We start from the raw sequence: 24,858 nt of genomic DNA on the forward strand, positions 1-24,858 counted from the left end.
CTCGTCTCTGACGGCTTCGGCCGTCTCAGCGTCTTCGTACCGGGGGCGGGGACTCCCCTGCCCTCGTATTCATGGACCCTAACGCGCAGGTCGGACAGAGCCATCCCGCTTCCCGAACTGTTCGCTCGGAGCGCAAGGTCCACACCGTCCACCCCGGCGCCCCCAGCGGGTCCACGGCGGCCGGGAACGGGCCCGTGGGGCTGCGGCGGTACGCGTACGGGCCCCGGGCACCACAGTGGCACCCGGAGCCCGTAGCAGGGTCAGCGCGAGGCTCAGGCCTCGGTCTTCTCCTCGCCGTCACCCTCGACGGCGGCCTCGACCGTCTCGGCGGCGGTCTCGGTCTCTTCCTCTTCGTCCTCGAGGTCGACGACCTCACCGTTGGTGTCGAGGACCTTGGCGGCCTCGACGACCACGGCCAGCGCCTTGCCGCGGGCGACCTCGCCGACGAGCATCGGCACCTGGCCACCCTCGACGACGGCCTGGGCGAACTGGTCCGGGCTCATGCCGGAGGACTGCGCACGCCGCATGAGGTGCTCGGTGAGCTCCTCCTGGTTGACGTTCAGCTTCTCCTTGTTGACCAGCTCGTCCAGCACGAACTGGGTCTTGATGCCCTTGACCGCCTGCTCCTTGGTCTCGGCATCGAACTCTTCCTCGGTCTTGCCCTGGATCTCCAGGTACTTGGCGAGGTCGAGGCCCATCTGGCCCAGCTGGTGGTTGACCAGGTTGTGCTTGCGGGTGTTGATCTCGTCCTCGAGCAGCTTCTCGGGGACGGGGACCTCGACCAGCTCGAGCAGCTTCTCGAGAACACGCTCCTGGGCCTGCGTGGCCTGGTCGTACTGCTTCATGTTCGCAAGGCGCTTGCGGCTGTCCGCCTTCAGCTCCTCGAGAGTGTCGAACTCGCTCGCCATCTGGGCGAAGTCGTCGTCCAGCTCGGGGAGCTCCTTGGCGGCCACGGCGGTGACCTTGACGCTGACCTCGGCGTCCTTGCCCTCGGCGGAGCCGCCCCTCAGCTGCGAGGTGAAGGTGGCCTCGCCGCCGGCCTCCAGGCCGGTGACGGCCTCGTCGATGCCCTCGAGAAGCTCGCCGGAACCGATGGTGTACGAGACACCCTCGGCGACACCGTCGGGCAGGACCTCGCCGTCGACCTTGGCCTCGAGGTCGAGCGTGACGACGTCGCCCTCGGCGGCGGCGCGCTCGACGGGGTTGGTGGAGGCGAAGCGCTCACGCAGCTCCTCCACCGCCTTCTCGACGTCCTCGTCGCTGACCTCGACGGCGTCGACGGTGACCTCGATACCGGAGTAGTCCGGGATCTCGATCTCGGGACGGACGTCGACCTCGGCCGTGAAGGCCAGCGTCTCGCCGTCCTTCAGCTCGGTGATGTCCACCTCGGGCTGGCCCAGCGGGTTCAGCTCGGCCTCGTTGACCGCCTCGGTGTAGAGCTTGGGAAGCGCGTCGTTGACCGCTTCCTCCAGCACCGCACCACGGCCGAACCGCTGATCGATCACTCGGGCAGGGATCTTGCCCTTACGGAAGCCCTTGACCGTGACCTGCTGGTTGATCTTCTTGTACGCCGCGTCGAGGCTGGCCTTGAGCTCCTCGAAGGGCACCTCGACAGTGAGCCGAACCCGGGTCGGGTTCAGGTTCTCCACGGCGCTCTTCACGGTTCGGTCTCCTTGGTGGCTGACATCTTGGGGGTTCTGCTGCACCGAAAACGGCGATTCAGCGGATCGAGCCCGGCACATCAGACACACGGGCACGCAGCTTGCATAGTAACGGCAAGCGGGAGGCGCCTCACAACGTGATCTTGCTGGTGGTCGGGGTGGCCGGATTCGAACCGACGACCTTCCGCTCCCAAAGCGGACGCGCTACCAAGCTGCGCCACACCCCGTCGGTGCGAACCGTAGGGTACATGCCCGGCGGGCGGGCGCCGCGCGTTTTACCGCACGACGGACGGGGTGTGCGTCGAGCGCCCCGGACCCGCTACGATGCTTCTCGTGCCGCGGGCCACGTGACCTGCGGTGCGAGCGTGCGGGCGTAGCTCAATGGTAGAGCCCTAGTCTTCCAAACTAGCTACGCGGGTTCGATTCCCGTCGCCCGCTCCACACGCCTCAGGGCCAGGTCGGAGGTTCATCCTCCGGCCTGGCCCTGAGGCGTTTCCGATCTTCACTGTCGTCCGCGCACCCGCACGTGTGCCTGGGCTCACTCTTTCCGTCACCCGCCCGGTGCGCGCCTCGGCCCGGCGGCGGGGCGGCTCAGAAGCTGATCCGGTTGATCGTCTCGGCTATCGAGTTCATGAACCTCTCGATCGACGGCGCCATGCCCGTCGAGGCGACGAAGAAGCCGAAGAGGGCCGCCACGATGGCGGGTCCGGCCTTGATGGAGCCGCCGCGGATCAACACCACGAGGACGATCGCCAACAGAAGCACCACTGACAGTGAAATGGCCACAACTGATCACACCCTCGGTCGGTCCGCCTTACCGGCCCGGAGCGCGCGGCCCAGCACGCCCCTGCCCGCACCATCGTGCCATCAACCCCCTTGCCCCTGTGGCCGGGTGACGAACCGTCCTGGACAAGATCACGCCATCACGGATACGGGGCGCGGCGGTTGCTGCCGCCCCGGCGGGGCCGCCCGGGTGAAACACGAAAAGGAATTACCCTTGATCGTTTCACTGTCCCCACACTTCTGTCACGAGAAATTCGAAGCATCTCCGTGAGTCAATTCACGCGACCGCGACACGTGAGCGATATGCACTGTTCATGCGGGTCCAACCAGGACATATCGGCTCACCGTCGCGAGCATCGTATTCGAATGGGCCAGGTGTCCAGCGTGTTTTGCGCAGCGAATATCGGGGGCTAGGGTGCCTTGAATGTTCCACGCTGCGCAGGGATACGAGAGGACGCCTGGGCCCGAGGTCAAGGAGTCGGAGACCATCCCGGAGAACCGGACGGCGACCGCTGCCGCCCCGGCCGCGAGTGGCCTGAAGTCCGCCCCTGGGGCGGCTGCCAAGGCCACCGGTCGGGACGCCTACTTCGACAACGCGAAGTATCTGGCCATCGTGCTGGTGGCGGTGGCGCACGCCTGGGAGCCGGTGATGGAGGGCAGCAGGGCAACGCGTGCCCTGTACATGGTGATCTACACCTTCCACATGCCGGCCTTCATCATCGTCTCCGGCTACTTCTCCCGGAGTTACCGGGGCAAACCGCATCAGCTCAGACGACTACTGACGGGCATCGCTCTGCCGTACGTCGTCTTCGAGGTGGCCTACTCGCTGTTCGCCCGGTACGCGAACGACGATCCGTCGCGGCCGATCAGCCTGCTCGACCCGTTCTATCTGACCTGGTTCCTGGCCGCGTTGTTCATCTGGCGGCTGACCGCCCCGCTGTGGCAGTCGGTGCGGTGGCCGATGTCCATCGCGCTCTCCATCAGTGTGCTGGCGTCGCTCTCCGACGGCATCGGGGACGACCTCAACCTCATGCGGGTGCTGCAGTTCCTGCCCTTCTTCGTGCTGGGCCTGTGTCTGAAGCCGGAGCACTTCCAGCTGCTGCGGCGGCCACAGGCGCGGCTGCTGGCCGTGCCCGTCCTCGCGGGGGCGCTGCTCTTCGCGTACTGGGTGGCCCCCCGTATGAACCTGAGCTGGTTCTACCGCTCCAGCAGCGTGCAGGAGCGGGGCTGGCCGTGGTGGTCGGGCCTGGTGGTGGTCGTCGCGCTCTTCGGGTGCGCGCTGGTGCTGAGCGCCGCGTTCCTCGCGCTGGTGCCGAGCCGCCGGGCCTGGTTCACGGCCCTGGGCGCCGGGACCATCTGCGGCTACCTGCTGCACGGCTTCGCGGTCAAGGCCGGTGACTACTGGGGGCTGTTCGAGAGCCGGCCGTGGCTCGGCGGTCCGGTCGGTCTGGTGGTGCTGACGCTGGGTACGGGCGTCATGGTGACCCTGATGTGCTCGCCACCCGTACGCCGGGCCCTGCGGTTCGTCACGGAGCCCGAGATGAAGTGGGCGTTCCGCCAGGACGCCGCCGAGTCGGGCCCGCGCCGGTGAGTACCCGGCAGTACCGGCTCTAGTCGGCGGTCAGGCCCAGCAGTTCACGGGTCCTGGCGTACTTGGCGGTCAGTCTGTTCCGCGTCGCCTCGTCGAGCACGGCGAGGCGCGCGGGATCGGCGTTGTGGGCCAGGTCGGCCTGTTTGACCAGCAGCGCGCCGGGAGTGTCCAGGATGCGCCGCGTATAGACCTCGAGGTCCTCGTCCTCCCCTTTGGTGAGGGCGAGGACCATGTCTTTCACGGGCCTGGGCAGGGCGGCGCCCTCGAGCCAGGCGCGGCTCAGCACGCCGTCCTCGACCGCGTCGTGGAGCCAGCCCGCGGCGATCTGGTCGTCGCTGCCGCCCCGGGCGCGCACGCCCTCGGCGACGGCCGCGATGTGTTCCGCGTACGGGCGGCCCGCCTTGTCCTGCTGTGCGGCGTGCGCCTCACGGGCGATCGCCTCGACCTCGGCCAGGCTCAGCATCTGCTCCGACATGCGACGACTGTACGCGCGTGGCAGCGGTGTCAGACCTGGCGGCACAGCAGCAGCAGCGCGCGGTCGTCGTTGACGTCCTTGGCGACCGCCTCGATCAGATGCCAGGCCGCGCCCTCGAACCCGGAGGCCACATAGCGGTCGGCCTCGCCGGTGAGCCGGTCGATGCCCTCGCTGATGTCGCGGCCGGACGCCTCGACCAGCCCGTCGGTGAACAGCATCAGCACGTCGCCGGAGCGCAGGGAGCCCTTGACCGGGTCGAACTGCGCCGTGTCGTAGACCCCGAGGAGCGGGCCCTCGGCGGACTTCTCCTCCCAGCGCCCGCTGCCCGCGTGGAGCTGGAGCGCGGGCAGATGCCCGGCGGAGAACAGTTCGTAGTCGCCCGAGTCGAGGTCGAGCACGAGATGGATGGACGTGGCGAAGCCCTCGTCCCAGTCCTGGCGCAGCAGATAGCCGTTGGCCGCGGGCAGGAAGCCGTGCGGCGGCAGCGAGCCCAGCAGTCCGCCGAACGCCCCCGACAGCAGCAGCGCCCGCGACGCCGCGTCCATCCCCTTGCCGGAGACGTCCGTGAGGACGACCTCCAGGGTGCGGCCGCCGTTGGTACGGGCGGCGACCGTGAAGTCGCCGGAGAAGGACTGGCCGCCGGCCGGGCGGAGCGCCATCTCCTGGTGCCAGCCCTTCGGCAGCCGCGGCAGGGCGCTCTGCACGCGGATGCGCTCGCGCAGGTCGAAGAGCATGGTGCCGCCGCGCCGCCACGGCACGCCGACCCTCGCCCTGAACTGGGCGATGAGCAGCCCGAAAAGACCACATGCCGCGACGACGAGGACCGTGCCCGGGGTGACCCTGGCCGGGCCCTCCAGATACGGGCCGAGCACCATCGACTCGACGATGAGGGCGCCCGCTGCGGCCGCGTAGAGACCGAGCAGGCTCGCCGGGCGCAGCAGCAGCCCGCCGGCGACGATCGGCAGGACCAGCGCCACCGGTGAGCACCACACCGGTGCGGCGATCGTTCCCCAGGTGATCGCGGGGACGGTGAGCAGCAGTCCGACCAGCGCGAGCCAGTCGGAGCCGTCGCCGCGGAAGTAGTCGACGGCGGATCGGCGCAGCGTCGTACGGGCCCGGTGCACGGCTTTGCGCATCCGGGCCGTGAACGAGTCTGCTTGAGAGCCGTGGGCCATTGCGGGGACCTTATCCACCCGCCGCCCCGCCGTGCAGGGGGACCCCACGACAGTTAGTTCGAAATCGGGTCGCGACGCGCCGTGGGCGGCTGGTAGGGATGGCATATGACGACAGATCTGAGGGTGCTGCGGCAGTCCGAGTGGGACCGGTGGTACGCGAGTCTGGAACGCGCCTTCGGAGGGGTCGCGGAGGCCCGGCAGGAGCGCGAGCTGTGGGAGTCGCTGACCGAGACCGAGCGCTCGATCGGCGTCTGGGACGGCGAGGAGTGCGTGGGCACCGCCGGTGCGTTCACCTTCTCGGTGTCCGCGCCGGGCGGCACGTTCGTGCCCGCGGCCGGAGTGACCATGGTCAGCGTCGCGGCCACCCACCGGCGGCGCGGCATTCTGACGTCGATGATGCGCCGTCAGCTCGACGACGTCCGTTCGTGGGGCGAGCCGCTCGCCGTGCTGACGGCCTCCGAGCCGGAGATCTACGGCCGGTTCGGCTACGGCATCGCCACCCGTCAACTGTCCGTGGAGATCGACTCCTCACGGGTGCGCATCGCCGTGCCGGCGGGCGGCGAGGACGTCCGGCTGCGGTTCGTCTCGGTCGCCGAGGGCGCAGAGGCGTGCGAGGAGGTGTACCGGCGCACGATCGGCGCGCGGCCCGGGATGCTCGCGCGCCGTCCGGGGTGGGAGCGGCTGCCGCTGCTCGACCCGCCGAGCGAGCGGCAGGGCGCGTCCCCGATGCAGTGCGTGCTCGCCGAGCGGGACGGGCAGGTCGTGGGCTACGCCCGGTTCCACAACAAGCCGGACTGGACCCTGGCCGGTCCCCACGGCTCGATCTCGGTACGGCACATCGACGCGCTCGACCCGGTGGCGTACGCGGTTCTGTGGCGGTTCCTGTGCGACATCGACCTGACGACGGCCGTCCGGTCCCGCAGCCGTCCGGTCGACGACCCGCTGCTGCACCTCGTCAGCGACATCCGCCGCTGCGACGTGCAGGTCCGGGACTCGCTGCACGTCCGGCTGGTCGACGTCGGCGCGGCGCTGGAGGCGCGGCGGTACACGGCGCCGGTGGACGTGGTGTTCGAGGTCGACGACGCGTTCTGCCCGTGGAACACGGGGCGGTGGCGGCTCACCGGGGACGCGAAGGGCGCGACGTGTGCGCGGACGCGGGACGCGGCGGATCTGGAGCTCGGGGTGGGGGAGTTGGGCGCCGCGTATCTGGGGGGCGTGTCGCTGACGTCCCTGGCGGGGGCGGGGCGGGTACGGGAGGTGCGGGAGGGGGCGCTGCGGGAGGCGTCGGTGGCGTTCGGGTCGGACGTGGCGCCGTGGTTGCCGCACGGGTTTTAAGCGGGGGCATGTTGGAGGGGCGGAGGCGCCTGCGGCGGGCTCGTTCCCCTACCCTCCCCCTGCGGCCTGGCGGCCGCGGGGGTACCCCCACCTTCCCGTAATCGGGGGCTCCGCCCCCGGACCCCCGCGCCTCAAACTCCCCCTACGGCCTGGCGGCCGTGGGAGGTGCCCCAGCGGGGCTGGATGTGCCCGACCGACGCCGGAGCCGTCAGCGCTGCAGCTGGCAGTTCGGGCACCAGAAGAGGTTGCGGGCCGAGAGCGACGCCGTGCGGATCTGCGTGGTGCAGACGTGGCACGGCATGTTCGCCCGGCGGTAGACGTAGACCTCGCCGCCGTGGTCGTCGACGCGCGGCGGGCGGCCCATCGCCTCGGGCAGGTGCTCCGGGCGGACGGTGTCGATGCGGTTGTTGCGTACGCCCTCGCGCATCAGGGCGGCCAGGTCGTCCCAGATCGCGTCCCATTGGGCGCGCGTGAGGTCCCTGCCGGGCCGGTAGGGGTCGATGCCGTGGCGGAAGAGGACCTCCGCGCGGTAGACGTTGCCGACACCCGCGACGATCTTCTGGTCCATCAGGAGCGCGGCGATCGTCGTGCGGGAGCGGGAGATCCGTGACCAGGCCCGGTCCGGGGTGTCGGACGGTCTGAGCGGGTCCGGGCCGAGGCGGTCGTGTATCGCCTGCTTCTCGCCGTCGGTGAGCAGCGCGCAGGCCGTGGGGCCGCGCAGGTCGACGTAGGACGTGGCGTTGGCGAGACGCAGCCGCACCGTGTCGGTGGGCGGCGGCGCCGGCGCGTCGCCGAAGGTGACCTTGCCGAACAGGCCGAGGTGGATGTGGACCCAGCCGAGCGGCCCGAACCCGAGGAAGAGGTGCTTGCCGTGGGCGTCGGCGTACTCGAGCACCTGGCCGTCGATCAGTGCCGCGCTGTCGGAGAACTTCCCCTGCGGGCTCGTCGCACGCACGGACCGGCCGCCGAACCTCTCGCGGTGGTCGGCGGCCAGTCGGTGGATCGTGTGCCCCTCGGGCATCAGCCCTGCTGCGGGTGGTGGGCCGGGATCGGGGGCAGGTCGCCGGTGGTCTCGTACGCGGAGAGCATCTCGATGCGGCGGGTGTGGCGCTCCTCGCCCGAGTACGGGGTGTTCAGGAAGATCTCGGCGAACTTGGTGGACTCCTCCAGGGAGTGCATCCGGCCGCCGATCGCCACCACGTTGGCGTTGTTGTGCTCGCGGCCGAGGGCCGCGGTCTGCTCGCTCCAGGCGAGCGCGGCACGCACGCCCTTGACCTTGTTCGCGGCGATCTGCTCGCCGTTCCCGGAGCCGCCGATCACGATGCCGAGGCTGCCCTCGTCCGCGGCCGTCCGCTCGGCGGCGCGCAGGCAGAACGGCGGGTAGTCGTCCTGTGCGTCGTAGATGTGGGGACCGCAGTCCACGGGCTCGTGGCCGTGGGCCTTGAGCCACTCGACGAGGTGGTTCTTGAGTTCGAAGCCGGCATGGTCGGAGCCGAGGTACACGCGCATGGTCCGAGTGTGGCATGTGCGACCGCGGCGATCCGGCTCGGGGCGGGAAAACCGCCGGCGCGGGTCGGCGGCGGCAGGGGTTGCTAGCTGTCGACGCGGGCCGGGCGCGCGAGGTGCTGCGGCTCACCGGGCCGGACGCGCCGGTCATGTCGGTGGTCCAGATCAACCACTTGGGCGGCGCGACGGCGAAGGAGCAGCGGAACGCGGTGCCGTTCCGTGCTGCCCGGTATCTGCTGTGGATCCTCAACCCGCTGGGCCCGGACACGGAGGCGGGGGTCGTGGAGGCCCTGCACGCGCGGGTGTTCCAGGTGCTGGAGCCGCTGACGCTGGGCCGCTCGGTCAACTTCGCCTTCGGCTGCGGCAGCCGTACGCGGGGGCTGCACGAGCCCGGGACGCGGAAGAGGCTCGCCGGTCTGCGGTCGGTGTACGACCCGGCGAGCCTCTTCCGCGATCGGGACAATCGGGACGATCGGGACTGAGCGTCAGCCGCGGCGGCCGAGGAGCTTCCAGGCGGTGGGCAGCACGCCCATCGCCAGGGCGGCCTTCAGCGCGTCACCGATCAGGAACGGCACCAGGCCCGCGGCGACCGCCTCACCGAGGGACCTGCCGGTGGCCAGCGCCAGATAGGGCACGCCGACCGCGTAGACGACCGCCGAACCGGCCGCCATGGTGCCCGCCATGCGCAGCACCGAGCGGTCGCCGCCGCGGCGGGCGAGCTGTCCGACGACGCCCGCGGCGAGCAGCATCCCGAGGATGTAGCCGAAGGACGGCATCGCATAGCCGGAGGCGCCCTGGGCGAACCACGGCATGCCGGCCATGCCGACCACCGCGTAGAGGGCGAGCGACAGCAGGCCGCGGCGGGCGCCGAGCGCGGTGCCCACGAGGAGGGCGGCGAAGGTCTGGCCGGAGACGGGGACCGGGGAGCCGGGGACCGGGAGGGCGATCTGCGCCGCGATGCCGGTGAGCGCGGCGCCGCCGACGACCAGGGTGATGTCCCGCACACGGGAGGCAGGGAGCAGGTCGGCGAGGACGAGCCCCGGTCGGACGGGGGCGGCAGCAGTGCTCATCGGGACTCCGGCGAGGGTGTGGGCGGTTCGGGACACGGCGACGGTAGCCCACGGGAGCGCACCGGATCACGAGCAGCCGCCCACAAAGCGGCGGTTGACGGCTTGGTGGGATTCACACAAAGAGCCGCGACCATGCGACGGATGACGTGATGCTTCTCACTGAGGTCCGGGGCACAGTCTGCGTTTTGCGCAGCGGGCCCCCGCTCAGGGAGACTGTAGGGACTCCATAACTCGTACCGGGTGAACCGTGCACTGGGACCTCGGCGCGAGGGGGCACGTGACCGGCGTCACCGAGAGGTGGAGCTCGTGTGCACGGCCTCTGACCTTGTGTGAGCATCGTGACCGTATAGCGGACATCCGTTCCTTGCGAGCGGTGCCATGACCACACTTGGCCACTCCCCCGTCTCAGCTCAGAACAGGGCACGCCCATGTCTCGGACCACCGCGCCCGCGAAGGCCGACCAGCAGGCCGACGCCGCTGCGGACGCCACGCTCACGCACGGCCTCAAGCAACGCCATCTGTCGATGATCGCCCTCGGCGGTGTCATCGGCGCCGGGCTCTTCGTCGGCTCCGGAGCCGGCATCGCCGCGGCCGGCCCGTCGATCGTCGTCGCCTATGCGCTCTCCGGTCTGCTCGTCATGCTGGTGATGCGCATGCTGGGCGAGATGTCGGCCGCGAACCCGGCCTCCGGCTCCTTCTCGGTGCACGCCGAGCGCGCGATCGGGCCGTGGGCGGGATTCACCGCCGGCTGGGCGTTCTGGTTCCTGCTCTGCGTGGCCGTCGGCCTGGAGGCGATCGGCGCCGCCGGGATCATGACGGGCTGGTTCCCGGGCACGCCCGAGTGGGCCTGGGTGGCGCTGTTCATGATGGTGTTCTGCGGCACCAACCTGGCGGCGGTGAAGAACTTCGGCGAGTTCGAGTTCTGGTTCGCCGCCCTCAAGGTCGGCGCGATCGTGCTCTTCCTCGGCATCGGTGTGCTCGCCATCGTCGGCGGCCTGCCGGACGTCGACGCCCCCGGCGCCACCAATCTGACCGGCGACGGCGGCTTCATGCCCAACGGCACCGAAGGCCTGATCGTGGGTCTGCTCGCCTCCGTCTTCGCCTACGGCGGACTGGAGACGGTCACCATCGCCGCCGCCGAGTCGGAGCACCCGGTGCGGGGTGTCGCGAAGGCCGTGCGCACCGCGATGTGGCGGATCGCCGTCTTCTACATCGGCTCGATGGCGGTCATCGTCACGCTGGTGCCCTGGCACGACCCGGCGGTCGAGAAGGACGGCCCGTACGTCGCGACCCTGGACCACCTGGGCATCCCCGGCGCGGGCGGGATCATGAACGTCGTCGTGCTGGTCGCCCTGCTCTCCGCGATGAACGCCAACATCTACGGCGCCTCCCGCATGGCCTGCTCGCTGGTCGCCCGCGACCAGGGTCCGAAGGCGCTGGGCCGGATCTTCGGCGGCGTGCCCCGTGTCGCCGTCGTCGTCTCCTCTCTCTTCGGGTTCCTGTGCGTGCTGCTGTCGTACTGGCGGCCGAACGACATTTTCATGTGGCTGCTCAACACGATCGGCGCGATCATCCTGGTCGTCTGGTTCTTCATCGCCGTCTCCCAGCTCGTCCTGCGCCGCCGCACCGAGCGCGAGGCGCCCGAGAAGCTGGTCGTGAAGATGTGGCTGTTCCCGGGCCTGACCTGGGTGGCGCTGGCGGGCATGGCGGCCGTGTTCGTGCTGATGGCGCGCGAGGAGGGCACCCGGGTCCAACTGCTGTGGACGGGCGGCCTGACGCTGCTGCTGGCGGCGCTCGGCTACCTGATCCAGCGGAGCCGCGGCGCCCGCGCCCCGCTCGACTGACCGGCGCGGCACGACGACGGAGGGACCCCCGGGCCGTCATGGCCCGGGGGTCCCTCTGGCGTTCGGTGGGTGCGGGAACCGCTCAGTCGAAGATCGGGCCCGTCGTCCGGGTCCGCTTGATCTCGTAGAAGCCCGGGATCGAGGCGACCATCAGCGTGCCGTCCCAGAGCTTGGCCGCCTCCTCGCCCTTGGGGGCGGGAGTGACGACCGGGCCGAAGAAGGCGATCTGCTCACCGTCGGCGCCCGGGACCGCGATGACCGGCGTGCCGACCTCCTGGCCGACCTTGTCGATGCCCTCCTTGTGGGAGGCGCGCAGCTGGGCGTCGTACGTGTCCTTGTCCGCGAAGTCGGCGAGGGAGGCCGGCAGACCGACTTCCTCGAGGGCGGCGACCACGGCCTCGCGGACGGGGCCCTGGCCCTCGTTGTGGAAGCGGGTGCCGAGGGCGGTGTAGAGCTTGCCGACCACCTCGTCGCCGTACTCCTGCTGGGCGGCGACGACGACCCGCACCGGGCCCCACGCCTGGTTCTCCAGCATGTCGCGGTACTCCGCCGAGACCTGGTCGAGCTTGTCCTCGTTGAGCACGGCGAGGCTCATCACATGCCAACGCACCTCTACGTCACGGACCTTCTCGACCTCGAGCATCCAGCGGGAGGTCATCCAGGCCCAGGGGCACAGCGGGTCGAACCAGAAGTCCACGGGCGTCTTGCCGTCGTGCGACATATCACTCCTCGGAAAGGGGCGGCGCCCTGCGCGCCTGCCCTGACAACGCCGCCGAGGGCCCCGTCGATTCCCGTGGGAGGATCACTTCTGTTCGAACGAGACACGAAGGAGTGCTTGTGCCCGGTGAGAATCTGTCCCGCGACGAGGCCCGGTCCCGGGCCGGACTGCTGTCGGTCGACGGGTACGAGGTGGCCCTCGACGTGCGTTCCGCGGTCGGGGAGCCCGAGAACTCCTCCGGGACGCGCACGTACCGGTCCGTGACCACGATCCGCTTCCGCGCCGCGGAGCCGGGCGCCTCGACGTTCGTCGACCTGGTGGCCCCGGCCGTGACGGCCGTCACCCTCAACGGCGAGCGGCTGGACCCGGCCGCCGTCTTCGACGGCTCGCGCATCGCGCTCGACGGCCTGGCCGCGGAGAACGTGCTGGTCGTCGACGCCCAGTGCGCCTACAGCCGCACCGGCGAGGGCCTGCACCGCTTCGTCGACCCCGAGGACGGCGAGGTCTACCTCTACACCCAGTACGAACCGGCCGACGCGCGGCGGGTCTTCGCCAACTTCGAGCAGCCCGACCTGAAGGCGCCGTTCCGCTTCGAGGTGACGGCTCCCGAGGGCTGGACGGTGTGGAGCAACCGCGAGGGCGCGCGCGCCGAGAACGGGACGTGGCGGTTCGCAGAGACCGCGCCGATCTCGACGTACATCACCGCGATCGTCGCCGGTCCGTACCACTACGAGACCGATCTGTACGAGCGCGAGCTCGCCGACGGCACGGTGCTGCGGATCCCGCTGGGCGCGATGTGCCGCAAGGGACTCGCCCGGCACTTCGACGCCGACGACATCTTCCTCGTCACCAAGCAGGGCCTGGACTTCTTCCACGAGCACTTCGACTACCCGTACCCCTTCGGGAAGTACGACCAGGCGTTCGTGCCCGAGTACAACATCGGCGCGATGGAGAACCCGGGCTGTGTCACCTTCCGCGAGGAGTTCGTCTTCCGCGGCAAGGTGACGCAGGCGTCGTACGAGCGCCGGGCCAACGTCATCCTGCACGAGATGGCGCACATGTGGTTCGGCGACCTGGTCACCATGCAGTGGTGGGACGACCTGTGGCTCAAGGAGTCCTTCGCGGACTTCATGGGCTCGTTCTCGATGGTGGAGGCCACCCGCTTCACCAACGGCTGGGTCACCTTCGCCAACAACCGCAAGGCGTGGGCGTACCGGGCCGACCAGTTGCCGTCGACGCATCCGATCACGGCCGACATCCGTGACCTCGAGGACGCCAAGCTCAACTTCGACGGCATCACGTACGCCAAGGGCGCGTCGGTGCTCAAGCAGCTCGTCGCGTACGTCGGGCGGGACGCGTTCCTGGAGGGCGCGCGGCGCTACTTCAAGCGGCACGCGTACGGGAACACCCGGCTCGGCGACCTGCTGTCCGTGCTGGCGGAGACCTCCGGGCGCGACATGAAGACCTGGTCGCGCTCCTGGCTGGAGACGTCCGGCGTCAACTCGCTGACCCCCGAGGTCGTCCTCGGGGACGACGGCCGGATCGCGGAGCTGGCGATCGCCCAGGACGGCGCGACGCTGCGGCCGCACCGGGTGGCGGTCGGCCTGTACCGCCTCCAGGACGGCGAACTGGTGCGGTACGCGCAGACCGGGGTGGACGTCACCGGGGCTCGGACGGTCGTCGCCGGGCTCGCGGGCGCGGAGCGGCCGGGGCTGGTCCTGGTCAACGACGAGGACCTGACGTACTGCAAGCTCCGCTTCGACGAAGGGTCGCTGGAGACGCTGCGGGCGTCCCTCGGCGCCATCACCGACCCGCTGGCGCGGGCGCTGTGCTGGTCGGCGCTGTGGAACCTGACGCGGGACGCGCTGATGCCGGCGCGGGACTTCGTCCGTCTGGTGCTGAAGTTCGCCGGCCGCGAGTCCGACATCGGCGTGCTGCAGATGCTGCACGCGTGGACCCGCTCGGCCCTCGTCCACTACGTCGCGCCCTCCTGGCGCGAGGAGGGCGGCCGGCTGGCCGCCGAGGGCGCGCTGCGGGAGCTGCGGGACGCGGAACCGGGCAGCCAGCACCAGCTGACGTGGGCGCGGTTCTTCGCGTCGGTCGCCGCGTCCGACGCGGACCTGGGGCTGCTGGGCGGTCTGCTGGCCGGCACCGCGAAGATCGACGGCCTGGACGTCGACCAGGAGCTGCGCTGGTCGTTCCTCGAACCGCTGGCCGCGCACGGCGTCGCCGACGAGTCCGCGATCGCGGCGGAACTGGCGCGCGACGACACGGCGTCGGGCAAGCGGCACGAGGTGCGCTGCCTGGCGTCCCGGCCGTCGGCGGCGGTCAAGGACCAGGCGTGGGCGGCGGTCGTCGAGTCGGACGCGCTCTCCAACGCGCTGGTCGAGGCGACGATCTCGGGCTTCGTCCAGCCGTCGCAGCGTGCGCTGATCGCGCCGTACACGGAGAAGTACTTCGAGGCGATCGAACGCGTGTGGGCGCAGCGGTCGATCCAGATCGGGATGGACGTGGTGCGGGGCCTGTACCCGTCCCTGCAGGACTCCCCCGCGACGCTCGCCGCGACGGACGAGTGGCTCGCCGCGCACCCGTCGGCGGCGCCGGCGCTGCGGCGGCTGGTGGCCGAGGCACGCGACGACTTGGCGCGGGCGTTGGGGGCGCAGGGGCGGGACGGGGGGTGACGGGGCGCGGGGCGGGGGCCGCCTGTTCTCCACCCCGCCCCTTCCCGAAACCGGGGCATGCCCCGGACCCCGCACCGCCCTCCGGGCGGCGACCCGGGCTCCGCCCAGGCCCGGTACCGCGCTCCGCGCGGTGGCCTCAAACTCCCCCTACGGCCTGGCGGCCGTGGGAGGTACCCCCAGGCCGGGCTTGAGCCCGGCAGCTCAAGCCTCGCCGGCGATTGAGGCGCGGGGTTCGGGGCAGCGCCCCGACAAGACCGGCAGGCTCCCAGCCCGCCGGGCGCTCAAGCCGCCGGACCCGGCACGGAACCGGACACATCCAGCCCCGCCGGCGATTGAGGCGCGGGGTTCGGGGCCAGCGCCCCGACAAGACCGCCGAGCTCCCAGAGCGCCAAACGCAGGACGCGGTGTCGGTAGTCGAACGGGCGTACTTTAGGGCAGGGTCGTCCCGAATTGTCGACGGGTTCGTAACAGCGGTTAGGCCGGTCCGGCGACGCGGGCACATCATCGGCATGAGTCAGCCCGACGCTTCCCTCTCCTCTCTTCCGCTCCCCCTCCCCTCCGCGTCCCACCGCGTCGTGTCCGGCGCGCAGTTGCGGACGCACGGTGTCCCGCCCTCGCGGGTCGCGGAGCAGTGCCGGCCCGGTGGGGCGTGGCAGATGCTGCTGCCGGGGGTGTATCTGCTGCATCCGGGGCCGCCCACCGGGACCGAGCGGCTGCACGCCGTGCTGCTGTACGCCGGCCGGCCCGTCCTGCCGGCGCAGCGGCAGGAGCGGCAGGGCGCATCGCCGTACGGCGACGCCATGGTCACCGGACTCGCCGCGCTCGCGCTGTACGGGTTCTCGGCCGTGCCGTCGCTGACGGCGCTCGATGTGATCGACGTGCTGGTGCCGCGGACGCGGCGGCTGCGGTCGGCGGGGTGCGCCCGGCTGCTGCGGGGGCACGCGCTGCCGGCGGCGGAGGAGATCGGCGGCCTGCCCGTCGCCCCCGCGACCCGCGCGGTCGCCGACGCGGTGGCACAGCTGGACGACGCGCGGCTGGCCGGCCGGCTGCTGACGGAGGCCGTGCGCGGCGGGCACTGCGAACCGGCCGCGCTGGTGCGCGAGTTGAACGACGCCGGGCTGCTGGACCGGCCGCACGTCGTCAGCGCCGTCGACGACCTGCTCGTGGAGCGCCGCGCGCTCGCCGAGGGCCGGCTGTACCGGCTGGTGAGCGACGGCGGTCTGCCGGACCCGTTGTGGAACGTGGAGCTCCGCCTCCCCGGCGGGCCGCGGCTCGGCGGGGTCGACGCGTACTGGCCCGAGCAGGCCGTCGCCGTGGAGCTGGACAGCCGGACCCCGCGCCGGGACGAGGACGCGGAGTGGTCGCGGTACGCCCGTAAGCGGGACCACTTGGAGCGGCTGGGCATCACGGTCGTACACCTCACGCCGCGCCAACTGCGCGACGCCCCGGAGCAGCAGGCGACCGTGGTGCGTACGGCGCTGATGGCCGCGGCGGACCGCGATCCCGCCGCCTACGTGGTGGTCCTGCCCCGCTGAACCGCCCTGCCGAGCGCGGGCCTGGAGCGCCACAGTTCCAGGCCGACGTCGACGAGTTCCACGCGTTCGAGGCCCGGCACCGCCGCCAGGGGGTGCCAGGCGGCCAGGTCCGTCGACCCGTTGACCTCGTTGCGCAGCTCGCCGCCGGTGATCCGGCCCTCGTACACGATCCGCAGGCCCTGGAAGTCGGCGAACGCGCCGAGTCTGCGCGGATAGCGGCGGCGCAGCGAGTCGAGTCCGAGCAGGGCCGTCATCTCGGAGACGTACCCGGTCTCCTCCGCCACCTCGCGAACGACGGTGTCGAGGGGGTCCTCTCCGTGGTCCATGCCGCCGCCGGGGAGCGTCCACTTCTTGGTTCCGTCGCGCGCGACCCAGCGGGCCAGCAGGATCTGCTCGTCCCGGACGCACACGGCGTACGCCGCGACCCTCAACTCCTTGTTCATCCGGTGAGATTACCGGCGCGCCGAACGGGCGAGGGAGGTACGCACCGATTCGTTCCCTGTGGCGGACTGTGCGCGGTGGCGGATGTACGCCATGCGCGGATCTGCCTCGATCAACCCTCCACAAACCCCTGTCATTTACGAAAGGCTGAGCGGTCATCCGGCACCGTATTCCGGACCCTCTCTTTCACGAACAGGGATACTGATGACCCCCCAACCCGAGAGCTCCGCAACAGGACGCTCGACGCCACGGCACAGACGCGTGGCGCGCGTCGCGGCCGCCGCCTCCATGGTGGCCGCGCTCGTCGCCGCCGGCGTCGCCCCGGCTGTCGCCTCCACGCCCGCCGACGACCCGGCGGGCACCAAGGAGATCAAGGCCGCCAAGTCCTCCGACAAGATCGGCAAGGCCGACGAGGAACTGCTGGCTGAGGCCGAGGCCAAGGGCGAGAAGAGCGTCACCGTCATGGTGGCCACCGCCCCCGGCAAGACCGAGCAGGTCACGGACCGGCTGAACGCCGTCGAGGGCGCAGTCGTCGGCCGCACCTTCGACGAACTCGGCTATGTGAGTGCCACGCTGCCCACGGACAAGGCGGAGGCGGCCCTCAACTCGGCCGCCAAGCTGTCCAGCGTGCACGGTATCGACCTCAAGCACGAGATCAAGCTGGACGACCCCACCCCGGCAGCGGACACCGTCGCGTCCGCAGGGACTGCCGAGGCCCAGGTCGAGCAGTACCCGGCGCCCGGGGAGGGGACGCCGGCCAAGAACCCGTACAACCCGTCGTTCGAGACGGGAGCGGTGGACTTCGTCAAGAAGAACCCGAAGGCCGACGGCCGCGGCGTGACCATCGGAGTCCTCGACTCCGGTGTCGACGTCGCCCACCCGGCGCTGCAGAAGACGACCACCGGCGAGCGCAAGATCGTCGACTGGGTCACCGCCACGGACCCGGTGTCCGACGGCGACCGCACCTGGCTGCGGATGAACACGGCTGTCTCCGGCCCGACGTTCGCCGTGAACGGGCGCACCTACACCGCCCCGGCCGGCGACTACCGCTTCAACCTGTTCGCCGAGGCCGCCACCAAGGGCGGCGACATGGCGGGCGACCTGAACCGGGACGGCGACACCACCGACGTCTGGGCGGTCCTCTACGACGAGGGCACCCGCACGGCGCGCGTCGACCTGGACAACAACGCCGACTTCACCGACGACACCCTGATGAAGCCGTACAAGAACGGCTTCCAGGTGGGCTACTTCGGCGAGGACGACCCGAAGACCGCGATCGCCGAGCGCATCCCGTTCGTCATCGAGGTCCGCACCGACGTCGTCTACAACAGCGCGGGCGCGACGGCCGACTACGTCAACATCGGCGTCATCGAGGGCTCGCACGGCACGCACGTCGCCGGTATCACCGCCGCCAACAGCCTCTTCGGCGGCCGGATGAACGGTGCCGCGCCCGGCGCGAAGATAGTCTCCTCGCGCGCCTGCACCTGGAGCGGCGGCTGCACCAACGTCGCGCTCACCGAGGGCATGGCCGACCTGGTCATCAACCGCGGCGTGGACATCGTCAACATGTCCATCGGCGGTCTGCCGGCGCTGAACGACGGCAACAACGCGCGCGCCGCGCTCTACAACCGGCTCATCGACACCTACGGTGTCCAGCTGGTGATCTCCGCGGGCAACTCCGGCCCCGGCATCAACACCCTCGGCGACCCGGCCGTCGCGGACAAGGTGATCTCCGTCGGCGCGTCCATCTCCAAGGAGACCTGGGCCGCCAACTACGGCTCCGGTGTCGAGAAGAAGTACGCGATGCTGCCCTTCTCCTCGCGCGGCCCGCGTGAGGACGGCGGCTTCACGCCGACGCTGACCGCCCCGGGCGCGGCCGTCAACACCACCCAGACCTGGGCGGCCGGCGGACCGGTCAAGGAGGCCGGCTACGCGCTGCCGCCCGGCTACTCGATGATGCAGGGCACCTCGATGTCCTCGCCGCAGGCCGCCGGTGCGGCCGCGCTGCTGCTCTCCGCGGCGAAGCAGCGTGGCATCGAGCTCACCCCGGCGCAGCTGCGCACCGCCCTGACCAGCACCGCCGACCGCATCAGCGGTGTGGCGGCGCACGAGCAGGGCGCGGGCCTGATCGACGTCGTGGACGCCTGGAAGCAGATCCGGCGCGGCGTCACCGCCCACGAGTACACGGTCAAGGCGCCGGTCGACACCTCGATCGACTTCGCGCTGAAGACCCCGGGCTTCGGCACCGGCCTCTACGACCGCGAGGGCGGTCTGCAGGTCGGCAAGAGCCGTACGTACGACGTCACCGTCACGCGCACGACCGGCCCGGACAGGGCGGTCGAGCACAGGCTGCGCTGGAAGAACAACGACGGCACCTTCCGACTGCTCGGCGGCTCCAAGGTCAGGCTCCCGCTGAACCAGCCGGTCACGGTCACCGTCCAGGCCCGGCCGAAGACGGCCGGCGTGCACAGCGCGATCCTCGAGGCGAACGACCGCCGCACCGTCGGCGTGGACAAGCAGATCCTGGCCACCGTGGTCGTCTCCGACGAGCTCGCGAAGCCCGGATACACCGTCTCGAAGTCCGACTCGGTGCAGCGCAACAGCCACAAGTCGTACTTCGTCACGGTCCCCGAGGGCGCCAAGAACCTCGAGGTCGCGATCGGCGGGCTCGACGAGGGCAGCCAGACCCGGTTCATCGGCATCCACCCGTACGGTCTGCCGGTCGACCCGACGTCGACGATCAACTGCTACCCGAACTACGAGAACCCGGCGAACGTCTGCCGTCCGGACGTCCGGTCCTACGAGAACCCGCTGCCCGGCGTGTGGGAGATCGAGGTCGAGTCGCGCCGTACGTCCCCGCTGCTGGACAACCCGTTCAAGCTGGACGTGACGGTGCTGGGCGCCGCCTTCGACCCGGCCGTCAAGACGCTCCCCGAGGCCAAGATCGGCACGCCGACGGCCGTCGAGTGGAACGTCACCAACCAGTTCGCCGCCATCGACGGCAAGCCGGCCGGCGGCTCGCTCGGTTCGGCGAAGGTCGCCCGTCCGACGATCGCGCACCGTGAGCAGCAGGAGTCCACGCTCACCATCGGCGAGGGCGTGGAGCGACTCGACGTGGCGATCGGCTCGACGTCCGACAACGGCGCCGACCTGGACCTGTTCGTCCTCAAGGACGGCGTGGTCGTCGGCCAGGCCGCGGACGGCGACTCTGAGGAGGCGGTGAGCCTGGTCAAGCCGGCCGCCGGCACCTACACGATCAGGGTCGACGGTTACTCGGTCCCGGCCGGGACCACCGAGTTCGACTACCGCGACGTGTACTTCTCCTCGGCGCTCGGCACGCTGAAGGTCGACTCGACCAAGCCGGTCGAGCTCCCGGCCGGCGGGTCGGCGCAGGTCGGCGCAGAGGTCGTGGTGAGCGGGGCGGCACCCGAGGGACGTCAGTTCTTCGGTGAGGTCCGGCTGCTGAACGGCCGCGGCACCGTCGCGGGCGCGGGCAGCGTGGTGATCGGCAAGGTCACCGAGTAGCACCCCGGCTGCACAGTGTGGGGGCGGGGATCCGATACGGGTCCCCGCCCCTTCTTTCTGTCCGCGCAGGTCAGACGGCATGAGGTGTCTCACATGTCCCGCCACTCGGACAACCGATTGGACAAGCCGAGTGCGGACATACGCATCATGGAGCGGCACAGGGCCGCAAGAACGTACGGAGGAGTCCCCGTGAAGGTCGGAATCGTCGGAGCCACCGGGCAGGTCGGCACGGTCATGCGCAAGATCCTTGCCGAACGGAAGTTCCCGGTGGACGAGCTGCGGCTGTTCGCCTCGGCCCGGTCCGCGGGTTCCACCATCGAGTGGGAGGGCCGGGAGATCACGGTCGAGGACGCCTCCACCGCCGACTACACCGGCCTGGACATCGCGATCTTCTCCGCCGGCGGCGCGACCTCCAGGGCGCTCGCCGAGAAGGTGGCGGGCCAGGGCGCGGTCGTGATCGACAACTCCTCCGCCTGGCGCCGTGACCCCGAGGTGCCGCTGGTGGTGTCCGAGGTCAACCCGCACGCGATCAAGGACCGCCCCAAGGGGATCATCGCCAACCCGAACTGCACCACGATGGCCGCCATGCCGGTCCTCAAGCCGCTGCACCGGGAAGCGGGCCTGCTCGCGCTGGTCGCCACCACCTACCAGGCGGTCTCCGGCTCGGGCCTCGCGGGCGTCGCGGAGCTGGACGACCAGGTCAGGGCCGCGGCGGACCGCGCCAAGGAGCTCACCCACGACGGCGAGGCCGTCGCCTTCCCCGAGCCCGGCGTCTACAAGCGCCCGATCGCCTTCAACGTGCTGCCGCTGGCCGGCTCGATCGTCGACGACGGCTCGCACGAGACCGACGAGGAGCAGAAGCTCCGCAACGAGTCCCGCAAGATCCTCGAGATCCCGGAGCTCAAGGTCTCCGGCACCTGTGTCCGCGTCCCCGTGTTCTCCGGTCACTCGCTGCAGGTCAACGCCCGCTTCGCGAACCCGCTGGCCGTGGAGCGCGCCTACGAGCTGCTGAAGGACGCCCCGGGCGTCGAGCTCTCCGAGATCCCGACGCCGCTGCAGGCGGCCGGCAAGGACGTCTCGTACGTGGGCCGCATCCGGGTGGACGAGACCGTGGACAACGGTCTGGCGCTGTTCCTGTCGGGCGACAACCTGCGCAAGGGCGCGGCGCTGAACGCCGTACAGATCGCGGAGCTCGTCGCGGAGGAGCTGCGCGGCTGAGCAGGCTCGCGACGGGGGGCGGGCGCCGGTGCGGCGTCCGCCCCCTGCGGCGTTCACGAGGTTCCCGCGGGGGCGGGCAGCCGTGGCGAATTCTCCCGGGCGGGTGGCGTACCCCGCGTGGAAGGATGTTCCGCAACCATCACATACCGAGGAGATGACCGGGTGCCTGGCACAAACCTGACCCGTGAAGAGGCGCAGCAGCGCGCGCGCCTGCTCACCGTTGACTCGTACGAGATCGACCTCGATCTCTCCGGGGCGCAGGAAGGCGGGACCTACCGGTCCGAGACCACAGTGCGTTTCGCGTCCGCGGAGGCGAACGCGGAGACGTTCATCGACCTCGTCGCACCGGCCGTGCACGACGTCGTACTGAACGGCAAGCCGCTGGACGTCGCCGCGGTCTTCAGGGACTCGCGGATCGCGCTGAAGCATCTGCGCGAGGGCGACAACGAGCTCAAGGTCGTCGCCGACTGCTCCTACACCAACACCGGCGAGGGGCTGCACCGCTTCGTCGACCCGGTGGACCAGCAGGCCTATCTGTACACGCAGTTCGAGGTGCCGGACGCGCGGCGGGTCTTCGCCAGCTTCGAGCAGCCCGACCTGAAGGCGACGTTCGCCTTCACCGTGAAGGCCCCCGAGGGCTGGACGGTCGTCTCGAACTCGCCGACGCCGGAGCCCGACGGCAACGTCTGGCGCTTCGAGCCGACGCCGCGGATCTCCACGTACATCACGGCACTGATCGTCGGTCCGTACCACGCCGTGCACAGCTCGTACGAGAAGGACGGCCAGTCCGTCCCGCTCGGCATCTACTGCCGCCCGTCGCTGGCGGAGTTCCTGGACGCGGACGCGATCTTCGACGTCACGCGGCAGGGCTTCGAGTGGTTCCAGGAGAAGTTCGACTACGCGTACCCGTTCGCCAAGTACGACCAGCTCTTCGTGCCGGAGTTCAACGCCGGCGCGATGGAGAACGCGGGCGCCGTCACCATCCGCGACCAGTACGTCTTCCGTTCGAAGGTGACGGACGCGGCGTACGAGGTGCGGGCGGAGACGATCCTGCACGAGCTCGCGCACATGTGGTTCGGCGACCTCGTCACCATGGAGTGGTGGAACGACCTGTGGCTGAACGAGTCGTTCGCCACCTACACCTCGATCGCGTGCCAGGCGTACGCGCCGGGCTCGAAGTGGCCGCACTCGTGGACCACGTTCGCGAACTCCATGAAGACGTGGGCGTACCGGCAGGACCAGCTGCCGTCGACGCACCCGATCATGGCCGAAATCCGTGACCTCGACGACGTTCTCGTGAACTTCGACGGCATCACGTACGCCAAGGGCGCGTCGGTCCTCAAGCAGCTCGTCGCGTATGTCGGCATGGACGAGTTCTTCCGCGGTGTGCAGGCGTACTTCAAGGCGCACGCGTACGGCAACACCCGCCTGTCCGACCTGCTCGGCGCGCTGGAGGAGACCAGCGGCCGGGACCTGAAGACCTGGTCGAAGGCGTGGCTGGAAACAGCCGGTATCAACATCCTGCGGCCCGAGATCACCACGGACGGCTCCGGCACCGTCACCGCCTTCGCGGTACGCCAGGAGGCCCCGGCGCTTCCGGCTGGCGCCAAGGGGGAGCCGGTGCTCCGCCCGCACCGGATCGCCATCGGCCTGTACGACCTGGACGGCTCCGGCAAGCTGGTGCGCCGCGAGCGGATCGAGCTCGACGTCGACGGCGGGCTGACGGACGTACCGCAGCTCGTGGGCACGGCGCGTCCGGCGGTCGTGCTGCTCAACGACGACGACCTGTCGTACGCGAAGGTCCGCCTCGACGAGGAGTCCCTGCGCAACGTCACCGCGCACCTGGGCGACTTCACCGAGTCCCTGCCGCGCGCGCTGTGCTGGGCCTCCGCGTGGGACATGACCCGCGACGGCGAGCTCGCCGCCCGCGACTACCTGGCGCTGGTCCTGTCCGGGATCGGCAAGGAGTCCGACATCGGCGTCGTCCAGTCGCTGCACCGCCAGGTCAAGCTCGCCCTCGACCTGTACGCGGCACCCGGGTGGCGCGAGGCCGGCCTCACCCGGTGGACGGACGCCACGCTGGCGCACCTGCGGGCGGCGGCGCCGGGCAGCGACCACCAGCTCGCCTGGGCGCGGGCGTTCGCCGCGACGGCACGCACGCCGCAGCAGCTCGACCTGCTCCAGGCGCTGCTGGACGGCACCGAGACGATCGAGGGCCTGGCCGTCGACACCGAGCTGCGCTGGGCCTTCGTGGAGCGGCTCGCCGCGACCGGCGTCTTCGACGAGGACGACATCGCGGGCGAGTACGAGCGGGACAAGACCGCCGCGGGCGAGCGCCACGCGGCGACCGCGCGGGCCGCGCGCCCGACCCCGGAGGCGAAGGCGGAGGCGTGGGCCTCCGTCGTCGAGAGCGACAAGCTCCCGAACGCCGTGCAGGAGTCGGTGATCGCGGGCTTCGTCCAGACCGACCAGCGCGAGCTGCTGGCGCCGTACGCGGACAAGTACTTCGCGGCCGTCAAGGACGTCTGGGAGTCGCGCAGCCACGAGATGGCGCAGCAGGTGGCGATCGGTCTCTACCCGTCGCTGCTCGTCTCCCAGGAGACGCTGGACGCGACGGACGCGTGGCTCGAGTCCGCCGAGCCGAACGCGGCTCTGCGCCGCCTCGTCTCCGAGTCCCGCGCGGGCGTCGAACGCGCCCTCCGCGCCCAGTCTGCGGACGCGGCGGCAGCCTGACGCCCTGACCGGTCCCGGCCCCGTCGAGTACGGGGCCGGGCGTGGTCAGCCCCGGCCCCCACGTCACCGCCACGGCCGGGGCCGGGCCACCCCACACCCGGTACCGGCCGGCTTGCCGCTGCCGGCACCCGCCCGCGCCCGCGCCCGCGGCAACCCACCGCGCGCCCGCGCCCCGGGGGCAGCGGCCATGCCGCACGGCCGCGCAGGCAACCGATCGCCCGCCCGGGCAAGGGACGGAGCCCGCGAGGACCCGGACCCACGCGCGCGCTCCCCCCGATGCCGCCCAGTGCGGGCATGACCCGTCGCGGGACCGCAACCCCCGACGCCCGACGGCGGGCGGGTGCCGCCCTGCCCCGCGGCCCGGCGGCCGATGCCACCAGCGGGCGTCCGGCCAGTCGCCGGACCACAACTTCCCGACACGCGAATGCGGCGCAGACCCCTGCTGCCGGGGACGCAGCCCCGGCACGCCCCCGTGGCCGGCGGACCGCCCGGAGTTCACCACCGTGCGCGGGCGAGCCCAGGGCACCCCGCAGGTGGGGTGGGGTGCCGCACGGCCCCCGGCCCATA

18 protein-coding genes and 2 tRNA genes are annotated in these 24,858 nt (G+C 71.0%); 10 read left to right on the forward strand and 10 right to left on the reverse strand.

What is annotated here, in order from left to right:
* Positions 1–272: 272 nt before the first annotated feature.
* Both tig and ACWD01_RS01135 read right to left on the reverse strand, forming a co-directional pair.
* Positions 273–1,661 (reverse strand): trigger factor, encoded by a 1,389-nt coding sequence (gene tig / locus ACWD01_RS01130; RefSeq protein WP_451156771.1) that lies wholly within the window; start codon positions 1,659–1,661, stop codon positions 273–275.
* A 150-nt stretch (positions 1,662–1,811) separates the two neighbouring features.
* A tRNA-Pro gene (locus tag ACWD01_RS01135) sits at positions 1,812–1,888 on the reverse strand.
* A 140-nt stretch (positions 1,889–2,028) separates the two neighbouring features.
* Between ACWD01_RS01135 and ACWD01_RS01140 the strand changes: the two genes are divergently transcribed.
* Positions 2,029–2,102 (forward strand) — tRNA-Gly (locus tag ACWD01_RS01140).
* A 150-nt stretch (positions 2,103–2,252) separates the two neighbouring features.
* Here the strand turns inward: ACWD01_RS01140 and ACWD01_RS01145 are convergent.
* Positions 2,253–2,447 (reverse strand): hypothetical protein, encoded by a 195-nt coding sequence (locus ACWD01_RS01145; protein ID WP_356889802.1) that lies wholly within the window; start codon positions 2,445–2,447, stop codon positions 2,253–2,255.
* Between the two features lie 421 nt (positions 2,448–2,868).
* Between ACWD01_RS01145 and ACWD01_RS01150 the strand changes: the two genes are divergently transcribed.
* Positions 2,869–4,035, forward strand: a complete 1,167-nt coding sequence (locus ACWD01_RS01150; RefSeq protein ID WP_451156779.1) for an acyltransferase family protein — start codon at positions 2,869–2,871, stop codon at positions 4,033–4,035.
* Between the two features lie 19 nt (positions 4,036–4,054).
* On the opposite strand, the gene ACWD01_RS01155 is transcribed toward ACWD01_RS01150, so the two are convergent.
* Positions 4,055–4,510, reverse strand: a complete 456-nt coding sequence (locus ACWD01_RS01155; protein ID WP_451156781.1) for an HD domain-containing protein — start codon at positions 4,508–4,510, stop codon at positions 4,055–4,057.
* 29 nt (positions 4,511–4,539) lie between these two features.
* Complete coding sequence (locus tag ACWD01_RS01160) at positions 4,540–5,685, reverse strand: PP2C family protein-serine/threonine phosphatase (protein WP_451156783.1); 1,146 nt, start codon at positions 5,683–5,685, stop codon at positions 4,540–4,542.
* A gap of 105 nt (positions 5,686–5,790) precedes the next feature.
* Between ACWD01_RS01160 and ACWD01_RS01165 the strand changes: the two genes are divergently transcribed.
* On the forward strand, positions 5,791–7,020 hold the full coding sequence (locus tag ACWD01_RS01165; protein ID WP_451156785.1) for a GNAT family N-acetyltransferase: 1,230 nt from the start codon (positions 5,791–5,793) through the stop codon (positions 7,018–7,020).
* 208 nt (positions 7,021–7,228) lie between these two features.
* Here the strand turns inward: ACWD01_RS01165 and ACWD01_RS01170 are convergent, their stop codons facing one another.
* Positions 7,229–8,041: an Fpg/Nei family DNA glycosylase gene (locus tag ACWD01_RS01170; RefSeq protein WP_451156787.1), complete on the reverse strand. Its 813-nt coding sequence runs from the start codon at positions 8,039–8,041 to the stop codon at positions 7,229–7,231.
* Positions 8,041–8,529 (reverse strand): ribose-5-phosphate isomerase, encoded by a 489-nt coding sequence (locus tag ACWD01_RS01175; RefSeq protein WP_356889790.1) that lies wholly within the window; start codon positions 8,527–8,529, stop codon positions 8,041–8,043. The genes ACWD01_RS01170 and ACWD01_RS01175 overlap by 1 nt, the downstream gene beginning before the upstream one ends.
* 80 nt (positions 8,530–8,609) lie before the next feature.
* Between ACWD01_RS01175 and ACWD01_RS01180 the strand changes: the two genes are divergently transcribed.
* A complete protein-coding gene (locus ACWD01_RS01180; RefSeq protein WP_451156789.1) occupies positions 8,610–9,008 on the forward strand; it encodes a hypothetical protein in 399 nt (132 codons plus the stop codon).
* A gap of 3 nt (positions 9,009–9,011) precedes the next feature.
* Here ACWD01_RS01180 and ACWD01_RS01185 read toward each other — a convergent pair whose 3' ends face one another.
* Positions 9,012–9,596: a biotin transporter BioY gene (locus ACWD01_RS01185; RefSeq protein ID WP_451156791.1), complete on the reverse strand. Its 585-nt coding sequence runs from the start codon at positions 9,594–9,596 to the stop codon at positions 9,012–9,014.
* 428 nt (positions 9,597–10,024) lie between these two features.
* Between ACWD01_RS01185 and ACWD01_RS01190 the strand changes: the two genes are divergently transcribed.
* Positions 10,025–11,440, forward strand: a complete 1,416-nt coding sequence (locus tag ACWD01_RS01190; protein WP_451156793.1) for an amino acid permease — start codon at positions 10,025–10,027, stop codon at positions 11,438–11,440.
* 82 nt (positions 11,441–11,522) lie between these two features.
* Here ACWD01_RS01190 and ACWD01_RS01195 read toward each other — a convergent pair whose 3' ends face one another.
* Positions 11,523–12,161 carry a mycothiol-dependent nitroreductase Rv2466c family protein gene (locus ACWD01_RS01195; RefSeq protein ID WP_451156795.1) on the reverse strand — a complete coding sequence of 213 codons (639 nt, stop codon included), beginning with the start codon at positions 12,159–12,161 and terminating at the stop codon, positions 11,523–11,525.
* 116 nt (positions 12,162–12,277) lie between these two features.
* On the opposite strand from ACWD01_RS01195, the gene pepN (ACWD01_RS01200) reads away from it, so the two are divergent.
* A complete protein-coding gene (gene pepN, locus ACWD01_RS01200) occupies positions 12,278–14,839 on the forward strand; it encodes an aminopeptidase N (protein ID WP_451156797.1) in 2,562 nt (853 codons plus the stop codon).
* A gap of 509 nt (positions 14,840–15,348) precedes the next feature.
* On the forward strand, positions 15,349–16,374 hold the full coding sequence (locus ACWD01_RS01205) for a hypothetical protein (protein WP_451156799.1): 1,026 nt from the start codon (positions 15,349–15,351) through the stop codon (positions 16,372–16,374).
* On the opposite strand, the gene ACWD01_RS01210 is transcribed toward ACWD01_RS01205, so the two are convergent.
* Positions 16,350–16,817, reverse strand: coding sequence for an NUDIX hydrolase (locus ACWD01_RS01210; protein ID WP_451156801.1), 468 nt, complete (start codon positions 16,815–16,817; stop codon positions 16,350–16,352). The genes ACWD01_RS01205 and ACWD01_RS01210 overlap by 25 nt on opposite strands.
* 202 nt (positions 16,818–17,019) lie before the next feature.
* Here ACWD01_RS01210 and ACWD01_RS01215 point away from each other — a divergent pair, with 202 nt between their 5' ends.
* The 3 genes from ACWD01_RS01215 (at position 17,020) to pepN (ACWD01_RS01225) (ending at position 24,291) form a co-directional block, all read left to right on the forward strand.
* Positions 17,020–20,340, forward strand: coding sequence for a S8 family serine peptidase (locus ACWD01_RS01215; RefSeq protein WP_451156803.1), 3,321 nt, complete (start codon positions 17,020–17,022; stop codon positions 20,338–20,340).
* Positions 20,341–20,529: 189 nt separating this feature from the next.
* Positions 20,530–21,558, forward strand: coding sequence for an aspartate-semialdehyde dehydrogenase (locus ACWD01_RS01220; RefSeq protein ID WP_451156805.1), 1,029 nt, complete (start codon positions 20,530–20,532; stop codon positions 21,556–21,558).
* 162 nt (positions 21,559–21,720) lie between these two features.
* Entirely contained in the window at positions 21,721–24,291 is a 2,571-nt protein-coding gene (gene pepN / locus ACWD01_RS01225; protein ID WP_451156807.1) for an aminopeptidase N, read from the forward strand.
* Positions 24,292–24,858: the final 567 nt, after the last annotated feature.

It is taken from the genome of Streptomyces sp. NPDC002835 (assembly GCF_053591995.1).